Annotated in this window: 16 protein-coding genes; 9 read left to right on the forward strand and 7 right to left on the reverse strand. The window is 64.7% G+C overall.

Annotated elements, in window-relative coordinates:
- Nucleotides 1-4: 4 nt before the first annotated feature.
- A complete protein-coding gene (locus AWB66_RS06945) occupies nt 5-1453 on the forward strand; it encodes a dihydrolipoyl dehydrogenase (protein WP_087629546.1) in 1449 nt (482 codons plus the stop codon).
- A gap of 75 nt (nt 1454-1528) precedes the next feature.
- Here AWB66_RS06945 and AWB66_RS06950 read toward each other — a convergent pair whose 3' ends face one another.
- From AWB66_RS06950 to AWB66_RS06960, 3 genes are all read right to left on the reverse strand, one after another.
- Nucleotides 1529-1876 carry a hypothetical protein gene (locus tag AWB66_RS06950; protein ID WP_200818936.1) on the reverse strand — a complete coding sequence of 116 codons (348 nt, stop codon included), beginning with the start codon at nt 1874-1876 and terminating at the stop codon, nt 1529-1531.
- A gap of 298 nt (nt 1877-2174) precedes the next feature.
- Nucleotides 2175-3062 (reverse strand): 3-hydroxyisobutyrate dehydrogenase, encoded by an 888-nt coding sequence (gene mmsB, locus AWB66_RS06955; protein WP_087629548.1) that lies wholly within the window; start codon nt 3060-3062, stop codon nt 2175-2177.
- Nucleotides 3063-3080: 18 nt separating this feature from the next.
- Complete coding sequence (locus tag AWB66_RS06960; protein WP_087629549.1) at nt 3081-4619, reverse strand: CoA-acylating methylmalonate-semialdehyde dehydrogenase; 1539 nt, start codon at nt 4617-4619, stop codon at nt 3081-3083.
- Between the two features lie 192 nt (nt 4620-4811).
- Here AWB66_RS06960 and AWB66_RS06965 point away from each other — a divergent pair, with 192 nt between their 5' ends.
- Nucleotides 4812-5777, forward strand: a complete 966-nt coding sequence (locus AWB66_RS06965; protein WP_087629550.1) for a LysR family transcriptional regulator — start codon at nt 4812-4814, stop codon at nt 5775-5777.
- Nucleotides 5778-5816: 39 nt separating this feature from the next.
- On the opposite strand, the gene AWB66_RS06970 is transcribed toward AWB66_RS06965, so the two are convergent.
- A complete protein-coding gene (locus AWB66_RS06970) occupies nt 5817-6410 on the reverse strand; it encodes a hypothetical protein (protein ID WP_087629551.1) in 594 nt (197 codons plus the stop codon).
- Nucleotides 6411-6449: 39 nt separating this feature from the next.
- On the opposite strand from AWB66_RS06970, the gene AWB66_RS06975 reads away from it, so the two are divergent.
- The 7 genes from AWB66_RS06975 (at nt 6450) to infA (ending at nt 11059) form a co-directional block, all read left to right on the forward strand.
- Nucleotides 6450-6722 carry a hypothetical protein gene (locus AWB66_RS06975; RefSeq protein ID WP_087629552.1) on the forward strand — a complete coding sequence of 91 codons (273 nt, stop codon included), beginning with the start codon at nt 6450-6452 and terminating at the stop codon, nt 6720-6722.
- Between the two features lie 156 nt (nt 6723-6878).
- A complete protein-coding gene (locus AWB66_RS06980; RefSeq protein ID WP_087629553.1) occupies nt 6879-7859 on the forward strand; it encodes a M23 family metallopeptidase in 981 nt (326 codons plus the stop codon).
- Nucleotides 7846-8214: a hypothetical protein gene (locus AWB66_RS06985; RefSeq protein ID WP_087629554.1), complete on the forward strand. Its 369-nt coding sequence runs from the start codon at nt 7846-7848 to the stop codon at nt 8212-8214. Before AWB66_RS06980 ends, AWB66_RS06985 begins: the two co-directional genes overlap by 14 nt.
- A 62-nt stretch (nt 8215-8276) precedes the next feature.
- Nucleotides 8277-8687 (forward strand): bactofilin family protein, encoded by a 411-nt coding sequence (locus AWB66_RS06990; RefSeq protein ID WP_087629555.1) that lies wholly within the window; start codon nt 8277-8279, stop codon nt 8685-8687.
- A 209-nt stretch (nt 8688-8896) separates the two neighbouring features.
- On the forward strand, nt 8897-9874 hold the full coding sequence (gene corA / locus AWB66_RS06995; RefSeq protein ID WP_087629556.1) for a magnesium/cobalt transporter CorA: 978 nt from the start codon (nt 8897-8899) through the stop codon (nt 9872-9874).
- 542 nt (nt 9875-10416) lie between these two features.
- Nucleotides 10417-10707 carry a hypothetical protein gene (locus AWB66_RS07000; RefSeq protein WP_062632301.1) on the forward strand — a complete coding sequence of 97 codons (291 nt, stop codon included), beginning with the start codon at nt 10417-10419 and terminating at the stop codon, nt 10705-10707.
- Nucleotides 10708-10792: 85 nt separating this feature from the next.
- On the forward strand, nt 10793-11059 hold the full coding sequence (gene infA / locus AWB66_RS07005; protein WP_061162366.1) for a translation initiation factor IF-1: 267 nt from the start codon (nt 10793-10795) through the stop codon (nt 11057-11059).
- 129 nt (nt 11060-11188) lie between these two features.
- Here infA and AWB66_RS07010 read toward each other — a convergent pair whose 3' ends face one another.
- Genes AWB66_RS07010 through zwf form a run of 3 tightly spaced genes read right to left on the reverse strand, consistent with a single transcriptional unit; the run spans nt 11189 to nt 14437 of the window.
- Entirely contained in the window at nt 11189-12079 is an 891-nt protein-coding gene (locus tag AWB66_RS07010; RefSeq protein ID WP_087629557.1) for a Cof-type HAD-IIB family hydrolase, read from the reverse strand.
- Nucleotides 12076-12864: an ROK family protein gene (locus tag AWB66_RS07015; protein WP_235021016.1), complete on the reverse strand. Its 789-nt coding sequence runs from the start codon at nt 12862-12864 to the stop codon at nt 12076-12078. The genes AWB66_RS07010 and AWB66_RS07015 overlap by 4 nt, the downstream gene beginning before the upstream one ends.
- A gap of 13 nt (nt 12865-12877) precedes the next feature.
- Nucleotides 12878-14437: a glucose-6-phosphate dehydrogenase gene (gene zwf / locus AWB66_RS07020; protein ID WP_087629559.1), complete on the reverse strand. Its 1560-nt coding sequence runs from the start codon at nt 14435-14437 to the stop codon at nt 12878-12880.
- Nucleotides 14438-14651 lie beyond the last annotated feature (214 nt).

The following is a 14651-nucleotide window of genomic DNA, read 5'->3' on the forward strand; positions in this document are numbered from 1 at the left end:
TCAGATGAAAGAAACTCAAGTGGACGTCGCCGTGATCGGGGCCGGCACGGCGGGCATGTCGGCCTTTCGGGCCGCGCGCTCGGCGTGCGGGCGCGCGGTGCTGATCGAATCAGGCGAGTTCGGCACGACCTGCGCGCGCGTCGGCTGCATGCCGTCGAAGCTGCTGCTCGCGGCGGCGAACGGCTTGCACGACGCCACGGCGCTCGCGCCGCGCGGCATCGACGGCACCGAGTCGCTGCGCGCGAACGGCGCGCGGGTGCTCGACTACGTACGGCGCGAGCGCGATTACTTCATCGGCGGCATCCTGGAAGAAACCGACTCGTTTCCCGCCGATTCCGTGATTCGCGGACGCGCGCGGTTCGAATCCTCGGCGGCGGGTCGTCACGTGCTCTCCATCGACGATACGCGGCGCATCGAGGCGAAGAGCGTCGTGATCGCGACGGGCGCCGTCCCGACGATCCCCGACGCGTTCAAGGTGTTCGGCGATCGCCTGATCACGAGCGACGACGTGTTCGACCTGAAGACCTTGCCGCAACGCGCGGCCGTGTTCGGCGCCGGGCCGATCGCGCTGGAACTCGGGCAGGCGTTCGCGCGGCTCGGCGTCGACGTGTTCATGTTCGGCCAGGGCGGGCGCGTGGCGTCGCTCACCGACACGCCCGTGCGCGACGCGCTCATCGCGGCGCTCTCCAAGGAGTTCTATTTCGATCCGGATGCGAAGGTCGAATCGATGTCGATGCAGGACCGCGTGCCGACGATCCGCTTCAAGGCGCTCGACGGCCGCACGCGCACCGAGCAGTTCGACATCGTCCTGGTCGCGACGGGGCGCGCGCCGGACCTGAAGGCGCTCGATTTGGCGAAAACGGGTATCGAGCTCAACGAGAAAGGCGTGCCGCGATTCGACGAATCGTCGATGCAATGCGGCACGAGCAGCATTTTCATCGCGGGCGATTGCGACGGCACGCGGCCGTGGCTCTCGGATGCGGCCGACGAAGGCAAGATCGCCGGCGACAACGCCGCGCGCTTTCCCGACGTGCAACCAGTGAAGCGCAAGGTGCCGTTTGCGCTGGTGTTCTGCGAGCCGCAGGTGGCGATCGTCGGCGCTTCCTACGACGACCTCGACAGGCAGATGACCGTCACCGGCTCGGCGTCGTTCGAAACGCAGGGGCGCAGTCGCGTGATGCGGCAGAATCGCGGCGTGCTGCACGTCTACGCCGATGCCAGGACCGGCAAAATGCGCGGCGCGCAGGCGTGCGGCCCGGCGGTCGAACATCTGGGGCATTTGCTCGCGTGGCTGCTGCAGCTGGACCTGACCGTGGACGAGGCGCTCAAGCTGCCGTTCTACCATCCGGTGGTGGAAGAAGGATTGCGCACGGCGCTCAAGGACGCGAGCCGCAAGTTCTACGAAGAGCGGTCCGAAACGCCGCCCGCCTTGCCGACTGCTGCGGGATGCTGATCGATTTGTCGCCGTGAAAACAACAAGGCCGGTTGCGAGCAACCGGCCTTGTCGGATCGAGCGTCGATTCAGCGATCAGATCGCGTATTGCAGCGCGAGATCGAAGCCCAGCACGACCACCGAGCAGAACAGCCCGAGCAGCAGATTGCTCAGGCGATGCCCGAAATCGTGATGTTTGCTGAGGCCCGCCGCGGCGAGAAACGCGAGTTCGACGATCACTTGCATGGCAAACACGGCGACCATCAGCGCGAACTCATAGCCCATCGACCTGAAGTTCATGAAGTTGAAGCCGTTGACCGACACCCACGACCCCACTCGCCACGCTTCATAGGCCAATAGCAGCAACGGGAAAATGTAGCTCGCCACGTACGTCGGCACCGTGGCGTGGCGCAATTCCATGTTCAGGTGACGGGTAACTTGCATCGCGTACTCCTTTGTCCATGTCGGCGAAAATGCCGAAGTTCTACGTGCATCCCAAGTTCCGGCTCACGATTCGGATCGCTAAAAACCTGTGATAGCCAGTGCTGCGTTTTCGGTAGCGCAGAACGTCGTGCTTTCAGAATAGGACAAATTTAAGAAAAGCGAATCATCGTATTCCCGATGCCTAAGCCGGATAAGCCGCTGCGGTCGTCGTTGTGCAGTGCAACTTAATAAAGCGGTTATAGGAAGCAGGGAAACAGACACGCACGTACGTGCCCGTTTCCTCCGTTAAACGCACGTTTCATTCCTTCCCGTATAGCTTGATGATGCCTGAAAAATCGATTCCGCCCAGGCCCTGCTGGCTCATCGACTGGTAAAGCTGCTGCGCGAGCGCACCCAGAAAAACGGGTTGCTTTGCCTGCCGGGCGGCATCGACGGCGAGACCGAGATCCTTGAGCATCAGGTCCGCACCGAAGCCGCCGGAATAGCCGCGCGACGCGGGCGCGTTCGGCACGATCCCGGGATAGGGATTACACGTATCCGAACTCCAGCAGCGTCCCGTCGACGTATTCACGATGCTCGCCAGCTTCTGCGGGTCGATGCCGAGCGACTCGCCGAGTTTCATCGCCTCCGCCACGCCGATCATTGAAATGGCGAGCAGCAGGTTGTTGCACAGCTTCGCGATTTGTCCGGTGCCGGTTTCGCCGCAGCGCACCATGTTTTTGCCCATTCCGGCCAATACCGGTTTGAGCGTTTCGAAAAGCGCTTCGTCGGCGCCGACCATGAACGTGAGCGTTCCCGCCTGCGCCCCGACGACGCCGCCCGACACCGGCGCATCCGCGAACGGATTGCCGCGCGCGCGTGCCGTCTCGCCGATCATGCGCGCGGTCGCCGGGTCGATCGTGCTGCTGTCGATGAGCGGCACGCCTGGGCGCACGCCGGCAAGCACGCCGTCGTCCTCGTTCAGGTAGACGGCCTTCACGTGCGCGGACGCCGGCAGCATCGTGACGACGACTTCACTCGCTTCGGCCACCGCGCGCGGCGACGCCGCGAGCGTCGCGCCGTTCTGCTTCGCTTCGTCGAGCGCCGCTTCCGACAGATCGAACACCGTCAGCGCGTGACCCGCTTTCAGCAGGTTCGCCGCCATCGGGCCGCCCATGTGTCCCAGTCCTATGAAACCGATTTGCATCGCTGTCTCCTGATTGTCTTATCGCAGCGAAATGGTCGTGTTGACGCCGTCGTTGACCGTCGCGTCATCGAACCAGCGCGCGGTCACGGTCTTCGTCTGCGTATAAAACTGCACGACCTGCTTGCCGTACGGACCAAGATCGCCGAGTTTCGAGCCGCGCGAACCCGTGAAGCTGAACGACGGCACCGGCACCGGAATCGGAATGTTGATGCCGACCTGGCCAATATCTATTTCACTCTGGAACTTGCGCGCCGCTGCGCCGCTTTGCGTGAAAAGCCCGACGCCATTGCCCATCGGATTGCGGTTGACGAGCGCGATCGCGTCGTCGAGCGTCGCGGCTTCAAGCACGCAGATCACCGGTCCGAAAATCTCGGTCTGGTAGATCGACATGTCGGTCGTGACGCCGGAGAAGATCGTCGGGCCGATGAAGTTGCCCTTTTCATAGCCCGCAACCGCCACGCCGCGCCCGTCGAGTGACAGCGTCGCGCCTTCGTCGACACCCTTCTCGATCAGTCCGAGAATCCGCTCCTTCGCGCTGCGCGAGACGACCGGACCGACGTCCGTGTTCGGCTCGGTGCCGCCGTTCACCGTCAACCCGCGCGCGCGCTCGACGAGATCCGGCAGCCAGTCCTTCGACGCCCCGACCAGCACCACCACCGACGTCGCCATGCAGCGCTGCCCGGCAGCGCCAAAACCGGCGCCGGCGAGTGCGTTGAGCGTCTGCTCCTTGTTGGCGTCCGGCAGCACGACGGCGTGGTTCTTCGCGCCCATCATCGACTGCACGCGCTTGCCGTGCTGGCTGCCGAGGTTGTAGACGTGCGTGCCGACCGCCGTCGAGCCGACGAACGAAATCGCCTTGATGTCGGGATGCGTGCAGATCGCGTCGACCACTTGCTTGCCGCCGTGAACGACGTTCAGCACGCCCGGCGGAATGCCCGCCTGCACGGCGAGTTCGACGAGTTCCATCGTCGAAAGCGGGTCCTGCTCGGAAGGCTTGAGCACGAACGTATTGCCGCAGACGATCGCCATCGGGAACATCCAGAGCGGGATCATCGCGGGGAAGTTGAACGGCGTGATGCCCGCGCAGACGCCGATCGGCTGGCGCAGCGTGTACGTATCGACGCCGCCCGCCACGTTCTCCGCGAATTCGCCCTGTTGCAGCGTGCTGATCGAACACGCATGCTCGACGACTTCGAGCCCGCGGAAGATATCGCCTTCGGCGTCGGGCAGCGTCTTGCCTTGCTCGGCCGTGAGCGTCGCGGCGACGCGTTTCATGTTCTGCCGCACAAGATCCTGAAACTTGAGCATCAGGCGCATGCGCACGCCGAGCGGCGTCGTGCGCCAGGTCTGAAACGCCTTGTGCGCCGCCGCGACGGCCGCGTTCACTTCGTCCACGGTCGCGAACGGCACGCGGCCGATCACTTCCTGCGTCGCGGGATTGACAATGTCGCGCCATTCGGCCGATTTCGATTCGACGAATTCGCCGTCGATCAGCAGTTTCGCGGTGCGCAGACCTTGCTGTGCGGCCTGCGCCGGATGTTCAGCAGCGATGTTCACGTGAGCCTCCTTGGGGCGTGATCGGAGAGAAAACGGCGGGGATGGATGCGCGAGGCCGCACGCGCTGGCGCGTGGAGGGAAATGGCATGTCGTCTCCGTTTTCGATTTGCCCATCGGTCGGGCGGCGGGTCTGTCTCATTGAGTATAGTTATGCAAAAGTCCATCAACCATCGACAAAAATACCCGTCTGATATGCAGAAAAGCATCAAACTGGATGTTGCCACGCTGAACTGGGACGACCTGCGCTATTTCCTCGAAGTCGCCCGCACGCAGCGCGCGAGCGGCGCGGCGAAGCGCCTGGGCGTCGATTCCACGACGGTCGCGCGGCGCGTGCGCGCGCTGGAGGACGCGCTCGGCACGCTTCTCTTCGACAAATCCCGGAGCGGAGGATTCGTGCTGACGGCTGAGGGCCAGCGGCTGCTCGGCTACGTCGATTCAATCGAAACCACGGTGCAGTCCGCGACCGAGCAGATCGCCAATACGGGCCACGCGTTGTCGGGGCACGTGCGGGTCGGATCGACGGAAGGTTTTGGATGTTTTTTCCTCGCGCCGCAACTCGCGCGCTTCCAGGACGCGCATCCGAACATCACGATCGATCTGCTGCCTGTGCCGCATTTCGTGAGCCTGTCGAAACGCGAGGCCGACATCGCGGTCACGCTGGAACGCCCCGAACAGGGACAGTACGTCTACACGAAACTCTGCGACTACCGGCTGAAGCTCTACGCGACGCCCGGCTATCTCGCGCGCCACGCGCCGATCGCTTCGCCCGACGACCTGCGCACGCACCGCTTCGCGAGCTATATCGACGACCTCGCGTTCAGCTACGAACTGCTGTATCTGGAGCGCGCGGTGCCGGGCGCGCAGTCGCGCTGGCGCAGCACGAGCGTGATCGCGCAGTATTTCGCGGCGTTGCAGGGCGGCGCGCTCGCGATCCTGCCGTGCTTCATGGCCGCACAGGACCTGCGGCTCGTGCCCGTGCTGCCCGGCGAGATCGAGGTGACGCGCGCGTTTTATCTGTCGTGCCGGGAAGATTTGCGCAAGCTCAAGCGCATTACGGCCGTGTGGGACTACTTGCGCGCGGCGGCGGAATCGAATCGCGCGCTGTTGATGGGCGAAAACAATGCGATGGTGTGGAACGAAAGCGGGACGCCGCCCTGACTGGCGCGCCCCGTTTGCGCGTGACGACGGCGCCGCGCTTCAGTGCACCGGCGTGACCGCGACCGACACGGCTTCCGTATAGGCGAGCGACACCTGTGTGCCCGGCATGACGCCGGCGAGCTTCGCGCGGTCGTGGACCTGCACGTTCAGCAGATTGCCTTGCGGGCCCTTCAACTGCACGACGCCGCTCGTCTGATCGACTTTCACGACGTCGGCCATGACTGTCACCGGGGGCGCGGAGCGCGCCATCGACGTGAGGGCGGCGGCCGCGACCGCGCCGCCCTTCGCCGCACGCCCGAACCGGACGACGACGTCGCGCATCATGCGAACGCGCACTTCGTCGCCGGCATTGAGTTGAGCGAAATACTTAGCATCGGGCCGCACGGTGATTTTCGTCCGGCCTCCCTGCCTGTCGCCGATCATCACTTCGCGCGTGGTGCGGTTGACCGCCTGGATCGAGCCAACCGTCTCCACGACGCTCACGCCTTCGACTCCGCCCATCGGCGCGGAGGCGTTGATGGCCGTGGCGGGCAGCGCGGCGGCCGGCGAAGGTGCCGCGAGAGCGATCGACAGGAACGCGGGCGACAGCGAAATCATCGTGCCGGCGACGATGTTGAAAGCGTTGTTATGCATGTTTCCTGGATACGTCGAAAAAAGTGGCGAAGCGTGCCCGTGGAAATCGGTTTGATTGGTTTTCCGAATTTTCTGAAAAGGCGGTCCGAACGCAGTGTGTTTTTCGAGATAGCGTTTGTCAACGGCGGCCGGCCGGACGCGATTACCAAGCATTGCAGATCATCCGAAACGGCGCCGCGCAAGGGAAGCCGGACTTCGCCGGTGCGGTTGAAAGCGGTTTCGACGACGCTCGTCACGTCGCGCGCCGGGGAAGATCGCACGCATCGACCCGGCAAATCCCGCAGCCGGAACAGCGCATTGCCGACTTACTGAGATGCGGCGCTCGCGAGGCCATGCATAATTGCCGACCGATTCAAATATCGCCCGCGAGTTGCCGCGGCACCCTTTCCACGACGTGACACTCATTCCGATCAAGCCGACCGCGCAGTCCGCGCGCCAGGCGGCCGCCTTCACCCGCAAGGTTCACTGATGGCGTTCGTCATCTGGTCCCGCCGATCCGTTTCCAGCCAGCGTGTGCGCTTCGTCGAAGCGCGCACGGCGCGCGTGATCGCGATCGTCGCCGGCATCGCGCTGATTCTGGCCGCGCTCGCGCTCGGCATCGCGATTGGTTCGACGCTCGGAAGCAGCCACGCCTTCGACGAGCGCGCCCAGTCCGCGCGTCATTCGTACGAGCTGGAGGAACTCGGCAAGGTCAGCGCGACGTTGACGAAGATCGAGCCGCGCGTCGCGCAACTGAGCGCGCAGGTCGGCGAGCTGCGCGACTTCGAGGATCGCCTGAAGGCGTCGCGCAAGTCCGCCGACGGCCCCGACGTTCATATCGTCCCGCCGCTGCCCGACAGCGAGGAAACCGCGCCGCTCGACGGCGCGGGCGGCCCGCTCCTGCCGCCGCGGCTCTGCGGCGCCGGCAAACCGGCGAACGAAGGCAGCGCGCCGCAGCGCATGAAACGCACGCAGAAGTTCATCGACTGTCTCGACGACACGCTCTCGCAACTCGAAAGGGACGTGTTGCCGCACTACGCTTCGTATATGGCGTTTCCGGGACGCGACCCCGCGCCGGGCTCGCACGCGGGTTCGCCGTACGGCAACCGCATCGATCCGTTCACGAAGCATGCGAGCTTCCACCCGGGCGTCGATCTCGTCGCACCGACCGGCGCCACGATCCTCGCCACCGCGGGAGGCCGCGTGATCCAGGCGGGTCCGCACGGCGGCTACGGCAATGCCGTCGACATCCGGCACAGCGACGGGATCGTCACGCGCTACGGCCATACGTCGAAGATTTTCGTGCGGGTCGGCGACGTCGTCATGCCCGGACAGAAGATCGCGGAAGTCGGATCGACCGGACGTTCGACCGGGCCGCACCTGCACTTCGAAGTGATCGTCGATGGCGCTCAGATCAATCCGACGCCTTATCTGGCGCTTTTCAGGCTCAAGTCCCATGCGCAAAGTTGACCGGAACCGCGCGACGCACCGGCTCGCGCGGCGCACCTATTCGCTCACGGCCCGGCGCGCGCCGACGCTCCTGCTGGGCGGCATCGCGGCGGCGTGTGCGATTTCGGCGCTGGCGGCAGCCGGTTTCGCGCTGAAGAGTTCGCGCGAGCACGTCCGGCAAGTCGACGCGATCTGCGCGCCGCCCGTCTCCGAGCAGGAACTGCGCGACCAGCTCACGCACGCGCAACTCGCGCTCGATCACGAAGCCGCCACGCGTGCCGCGCTCGAGAAGCAGGCGCAAGGCACGGCGGCCGAACTAAGCCGCCTGCACACCGACCTCGCCTTTTTCAGACGCCAGCACGACAAGTCCGACTGATTCAACGAAGTCCTACTGAACCACCGCTTTTCAACGAACCGACGCAACGGAAGAACCCCGCCATGTTTGCAAAGAAGAAATCCCCCGGCATCCAGCAGGCCAAGCTTGCCACGCTCATCGCGCATGACGTCCATCTCAGGGGCGATCTCGAATTCAGCGACGGCCTGCGCATGGACGGCCACATCACCGGCAATGTCACCGGGCGCCCGGGCGAACAGACACTGCTCGTCGTCAGCGATCAGGGGGCGATCACGGGGAACGTCTGCGCCTACGACATCGTGATCAACGGCACAATCACGGGCGATGTCACTGTCGAACATTTCGTCGAGCTTCAGTCCAATGCGCACGTGAACGGCAATATCTTTTACCAGCAACTGCGGATGGACGTCGGCGCGTCGGTGGAAGGCAAGCTCACGAAGCGCGAACACGCGCCCGCGCGTCCCGACGCCATCGCCGACCACACCACCGACTGATCGCGTCTCCCGTTCCATCCGGCCCGCGCCCGACCTTCGCCGGCGCGCGCACGGCACAAGCAAGCCCGGGCAAATCCGCTAAGATGCAAAACAAGAGCGACGCGCCGGAAGCATGCTGAAAGACACGCGCCACGGCCGTCGCAGCACAAGCGCGCTGTAAGCCGGCGGCGCGCGCGGACCTCAATACATCACACCCGGGGCACTCATTCATGCTGGTCAATTGCGCGGCCTATCAGAACGGCCGCAAGCTCGCCGATGTGCCGATCGACGATATCAACGCATATCGCGACCTGCCCGACAGCTTCATCTGGGTGGCGCTCAAGGAGCCCGGCCCGGGCGAACTCGCGCACATGATGCATCAGTTCGGCCTGCACGAACTCGCCGTCGAAGATGCGCAGCACGGCCATCAGCGGCCGAAGATCGAGGAGTACGCCGAGTCGCTGTTCGCCGTGTTCCACACCGTCGAATTCGACGAGGAAGGCGAACTGCTCGTCGGCGAAATCAATGTGTTCGTCGGGCCGAACTACGTCCTGTCCGTGCGCAACCGGACGACGCAGGGCTTCCAGGAAGTGCGCAAGCGCTGCGAGCGCGAACCGCATCTGTTGCGGCACGGTCCGGCGTTCGTGATGTATGCGCTGCTCGACAACGTCGTCGACCGCTATTTTCCGGTGCTCGAACAGCTCGCCGCCGAACTCGACGAAGTCGAGGAGCGCATCTTCGAGCGCAACGGGCTGGCGGCGTCGCGCGAGATCATCGAGGACCTGTATTCGCTCAAGCGCCGTCTCGTGCTGCTGCAGCATCACACGGCGCCGCTGCTCGAAGCCGTCAGCAAACTGTACGGCGGACGGCCGCCGGGCGTCTGCGCGGGCATGCAGGAATATTTCCGCGACGTCTACGACCACCTGCTGCGCATCGTGAAAACGATCGAAGGACGGCGCGAAATGATCGTCACCGCGATTCAGGTGAATCTCGGCCTGATTTCGCTCGCGGAAAGCGAAGTGACCAAGCGTCTCGGCTCGTTCGCGGCGCTTTTCGCCGTGCCGACGATGATCGCCGGCATCTACGGGATGAACTTTCACCGCATCCCCGAACTGGACTGGGCATACGGCTATCCGGCGTGCCTCGGCGTGATGCTGGTGGTCGACATCTTGTTGTATTGGCGGTTCCGCAAGTCGGGTTGGTTATAATGGATACTTCGGTGCATTGGACGCGACATTGAAAACACGATTCGCGGCATCGAGAGGCGGGGCTTCCGGCGACAGCGGAACTATTTTCCGATTTCGATGTCTTACTTGATCTTGCGCGTGAGCGGCACTACATGCGTCGCAGGATCTCCCCGGCAGCAGCGACCACCCAGCATGTCAGCGCGAACTCCCAGAATCAGGCGCTGAATGTCATCGCCCCGGCAATGTCGGCAGCAGTTTCCCGGCATTCGTCTTCAAGATTCGGCCCGGGTTCGGGCTACAGTTGAGTTTCAGCGACGTCGGCGGTCGTGACCGTCACGTTCTTCATTACGAAAAGCCCATGAAGCGACCGCGCCGCCGAAGCGCAGCGCTTCGTTTTTTTGCTCGCTTGGCATACGAGCCGGCCCCGAGCCGCGCTTTTGAGCCGCCTCTGGCCGCTTGTGGCTGTCCGCAGCCTCTTGCAGAGCCTCGCCGGCTCGCGGCCTCGGCTTCATGGCCGCTCACGTGCGCGTTCCGGGGCGAGCGCAACACAGGACACAGGAAACATGAAAGACACGATCAAGACGTATAAAGGATACGAAATTCATCCGCTGATTTATCCGCGCGGCGCGCGGGACGGCGTCGCGGTTCGCGCGGCGGATGCGGGCTACGAGGCGTCGGTGCGAATCCGCCGCGCGGTGCCCGAAGGCGAGGAAGCCGCGGGCGACAGCCGCGTGTTTCGCGTCACCCAGCCGCAGGCGTTCGAAAACGGCGGTCAGGCGCGCCGCGCATGTCTCACGCATGCCGAAAAGCTGATCGACGGAGAAATCGACGGCCAGACGGTCGCGGACCTCTGACACCCGTTTCGATATCCGCGTGATGCGGGAGCGCAAAGCCCGCGCGTCACCTACAATCTCATTATTGTTCAGACAGGAGCTTCATATGGCGAAAGAAGAACTCATCGAGTTAGACGGCATTGTCGACGAAGTACTTCCCGATAGCCGCTACCGCGTTACGCTCGATAACGGCGTCGTGGTCGGTGCTTACGCGTCGGGCCGCATGCGCAAGAATCACATTCGCATTCTCGCGGGCGACCGCGTGACGCTGGAATTGTCGGTGTACGACCTGACCAAGGGCCGCATCAACTTCCGGCACAAGGACGAGCGCGCAGGCGGCGGCGGACCCCGTCCGCAGATGCGTCGCCGCTGATGCATCGGCGTGCGTCCGCCATTTCGACGGACGAGCGCCAGGAAGAGCACGGTTCGACGTCGCCCGGCATTGCCGCCGGCGGTGCGCGCGCGTCGAAGCCGCCCTCTCCCGTCCCGTTTTCCTCACGGCCTATCCCGCGACCTCGGCGCGCGCAGCCAGCAGCGCATCGATCGCAATAGCAAATCCCTCTTCGTCGTTGCTCGCCGACACCAGGCACGAACGCGCCTGCACGGCTTCCGACGACTGCCCCATCGAAATCGCAAGCCCCGCTGCATCGAACATCGGGACGTCGTTCGCCATGTCGCCGAGCACGGCCACGCGGCCGAGCGGCACGCCCGCATGCCGCGACAGCTCGCACGCCGCGTCGCCCTTGTTGGCGAGCACGTGCGTGACGTCGAGGTAATAGCTTTGCGAACGCGCGGCGTTCGCGCGGCCGCGCAACGCCGCCTGCAATTCGCTTTCCGCGCGCGCGAGAAGCGTAGCGTCGGCGCTCGACCCGACGATCTTGTCCACGGCCGCCAAATCCACCTCGTCGAAGCTTTTCACCGATACGCCGTCGTAACCCACCGTGCGCCGTTCGAGCGGCACGTAGGCGCCCGCGGGGTTCGTCAGATACCACGCGTCGCCGATGAACACCCACGCGTCGATTCCGTCGCGTTCGAACCGCGCGAGCACGGTATCGACCGCCTCGCGCGGCAGCTTGTGCGCGCCCAGCACGTCCCACGTGCCCGGCGCCACGATATTGCCGCCGTTGTACGACGCGAACGGCAATTTCACATCGAGCGCCTCGACGATCTTTCGCATGCCCGCGCCCGGCCGGCTGCTCGCGACCGTGAACTTGACGCCCGCCGCTTGCAGGCGCCGGACCGCGTCGATGGCGGCGGCGCTGAGCGTCTTGTCGGTATGCAAGAGCGTGCCGTCGCAATCGGTGATCACGAGGTCGATTTGCGCGAGCGCGTCGAACGCGGCCTGGCCGTCGCCGATCACCGCGCGCAGTCCGTATTTGCGATGAGCCGTCATTCGAACGCTCCCGTGCGCTGATTGGCGGCGGGCAACTGACGCGACTCGCGCACCGAGCGCGGATGCCAGAGCCGCGCGCCGCCCTCGATGCCCGCCGCGTTCGACACCACGCCCACGTTCGCGGGCAGGTCGAACGTGAGATGCACGGCGTTGCCGCCGCCGATCCACAGCCGGTCGAAATTCACGAGCGACGCCAGCACGCCGAGGATCTTCTCGACGCGCCGGTTCCAGCGCTTGCCGCCGACCTTTTCGCGCGCCGCATTGCCGATGTACTCGTCGTAGGTCTTCTTCTTCGCGACCGGATGATGCGCGAGTTCCAGATGCGGCATCAGTTCGCCGTCGCGAAAGATCGCCGTGCCCGCGCCGGTGCCGAGCGTCAGCACGAACTCGATGCCGTGCCCTTCGATCGCGGCGAGACCCTGCATTTCGGCGTCGTTGATCATTCGCACTGGCGGGTTGCCGATGCGCGCGGCGAGCAGGTCGGCGAGCGGAAAATCGCGCCAGCTCGCGTCGCCGATATTCGGCGCCGTCAGCACGCGGTTGTTGCGCACGACGCCGGGAAAGCCGATCGAGACGTGCGTCGGCGGCGGTGCGACGAGCGGTGCGACCAGTTCAGCGAGCGTGTCGACGAGTTGTTGGGGCGTGCACGGATGCGGCGTCGCAACGCGCAGGCGCTCGCTCTGCATGTCGCCGTCCGCGCCGATGAGCGCCGCCTTCAGGCCCGTTCCGCCAATGTCGATAGCAAGAATTCGCTCGGGCCGGCCTGGTTTCTTTTTTGTTGCCACGTGTTGGGTCTCCTCAGTCTTCTTTCTTGCGAGTATCGACGAGCGGCCGCCAGGCGCGCCCATCGGCGGCGAGCAGCGCGTCGGCTTCGGCCGGACCGCTGCTTCCGGCCGCGTAACCGTGCACCGGCAGCGGCCCGTCTTTCGGATGCAGCACCGGATCGGCCGCGGCCCACGCTGTTTCGATGCTGTCGGCGCGCTGGAACAGCGTTTCGTCGCCGAGCATGCAGTCGTAGAGCAGCGTCTCATAGCCGACGTTCGCGCGCTCGGCGAAAAAGTCGGCGTAATCGAACGACGACCGCACCGCGCCGATTTCCATCACCGGCCCCGGCACCTTCACGTTGAAATCGAAGCTCGTGCCGTGCGCCGGATCGATGCGCAGCGTGAGCACGTTGGGCGTCAGGCGGTCGACGGGCGTATCGCGGAAAAGGCGAAACGGCACGGTCTTCAACTGCACCGAAAGCTCCGTGCGGCGCGCCGCGAGCCGCTTGCCCGTGCGCAGGTAAAACGGCACGCCGGCCCAGCGCCAGTTGTCGATGAACACGCGCGCCGCCGCGTAGGTCTCCGTCTGGCTGTCGGGCGCGACGTCGGGTTCTTCCCGGTAGCCGGGGCCCGCCGGCCCCTTTTCGTACTGCCCGAAGACGACGTCCTGCGCCGTGAGCGGCTTCATGGCGTCGAAGACTTCGGCCTTCTTGTCGCGCACGGTTTCGGCGTCGAACGAATTGGGCGGCTCCATCGCGATCATGCCGAGCAACTGGAACAGATGGTTCGGCACCATGTCGCGAAACGCGCCCGTCTGCTCGTAGAAGCGCCCGCGCCCTTCCACACCGATCGTCTCAGCCGCCGTGATCTGCACGTGGTCGATGTATTCGCGCCGCCACATCGGCTCGAAAAGCGCGTTCGCGAAGCGCACGGCGAGAATGCTCTGCACCGTGTCCTTGCCGAGAAAGTGATCGATGCGATAGATCTGCTGTTCGTTCGCGTAGCTCAGGATGTGCGCGTTGAGGTCCTTCGCGGAGGCGAGATCGGTGCCGAACGGCTTCTCGATCACGATCCGCCTGAAGTTGCCGTTCTCTTCCTTCAAGAGCCCCGCGCGCCCGAGATGCTCGACGATCGGCTTGAAAAAGCGCGCCGTCACGGCGAGATAGAACACGACGTTGCCTGTCTTGATCGTCGAGAGAAGCTGCTTCAGGCCTTCGAAGGTATCGTCGGATTCGAACTCGCCCGCGAAGTACTGCGTGCGCTCCACCACCCAGTTCCACGCCTTTTCGTTCAGCTGCGACGTGTGGAACGTGCTCGCGCGGTCGGCGGCGAACTTGCGCAGCGACTGCGTCAGCTCGTCGCGAAAGTCGCTGGTCTCGCGCGCGCCATGATTCACGCCGACGATCTGCATGCCCTCGTCGAGCAATCCGTCCGACGACAGGTTGTAGAGCGCCGGCATCAGCAGGCGCTTCGTCAGGTCGCCGCCCGCGCCGAAGATGACGAGCGCGCAGGGCGGCGCCGGATGCTTGCCGGCGAGCGGCGCGGCGTCGGTCCCTTCGGCATGCGTGGCGGGTTGGTCGTGTTCGGTGGGCATGGTCCGTCCGTAAGTGAGTGAAGCGGAGGGTGAGCGCGTGAATCTGGAAAGACCGCTTTGCCTGCGGCACAGTTCAAAACGTCGGCATCGCGCGTCGAGAAAGCGCATGAGAGAGCACGTCGTCGTAGGTATTTTGTAATTTTTAACCTTTCGTGTCGTAAAATGTGCGCCATTCGGCGGCGGGCGGTCGCGCCCCGGCACGCTTTCACGGACA

Origin of the sequence: Caballeronia telluris (assembly GCF_001544495.1) — a bacterium.
Taxonomy (GTDB): domain Bacteria; phylum Pseudomonadota; class Gammaproteobacteria; order Burkholderiales; family Burkholderiaceae; genus Caballeronia; species Caballeronia telluris.

Coding starts and splice junctions, on each gene's coding strand:
- AWB66_RS06970 (WP_087629551.1), bottom strand. CDS start 6,410: ATGCATAACAACGCTTTCAACATCGTCGCCGGCACGATGATTTCGCTG.
- AWB66_RS06985 (WP_087629554.1), top strand. CDS start 7,846: ATGCGCAAAGTTGACCGGAACCGCGCGACGCACCGGCTCGCGCGGCGC.
- AWB66_RS07010 (WP_087629557.1), bottom strand. CDS start 12,079: ATGACGGCTCATCGCAAATACGGACTGCGCGCGGTGATCGGCGACGGC.
- AWB66_RS06950 (WP_200818936.1), bottom strand. CDS start 1,876: ATGCAAGTTACCCGTCACCTGAACATGGAATTGCGCCACGCCACGGTG.
- AWB66_RS06980 (WP_087629553.1), top strand. CDS start 6,879: ATGGCGTTCGTCATCTGGTCCCGCCGATCCGTTTCCAGCCAGCGTGTG.
- zwf (WP_087629559.1), bottom strand. CDS start 14,437: ATGCCCACCGAACACGACCAACCCGCCACGCATGCCGAAGGGACCGAC.
- corA (WP_087629556.1), top strand. CDS start 8,897: ATGCTGGTCAATTGCGCGGCCTATCAGAACGGCCGCAAGCTCGCCGAT.
- mmsB (WP_087629548.1), bottom strand. CDS start 3,062: ATGCAAATCGGTTTCATAGGACTGGGACACATGGGCGGCCCGATGGCG.
- AWB66_RS06945 (WP_087629546.1), top strand. CDS start 5: ATGAAAGAAACTCAAGTGGACGTCGCCGTGATCGGGGCCGGCACGGCG.
- AWB66_RS06990 (WP_087629555.1), top strand. CDS start 8,277: ATGTTTGCAAAGAAGAAATCCCCCGGCATCCAGCAGGCCAAGCTTGCC.
- AWB66_RS06965 (WP_087629550.1), top strand. CDS start 4,812: ATGCAGAAAAGCATCAAACTGGATGTTGCCACGCTGAACTGGGACGAC.
- AWB66_RS07000 (WP_062632301.1), top strand. CDS start 10,417: ATGAAAGACACGATCAAGACGTATAAAGGATACGAAATTCATCCGCTG.
- infA (WP_061162366.1), top strand. CDS start 10,793: ATGGCGAAAGAAGAACTCATCGAGTTAGACGGCATTGTCGACGAAGTA.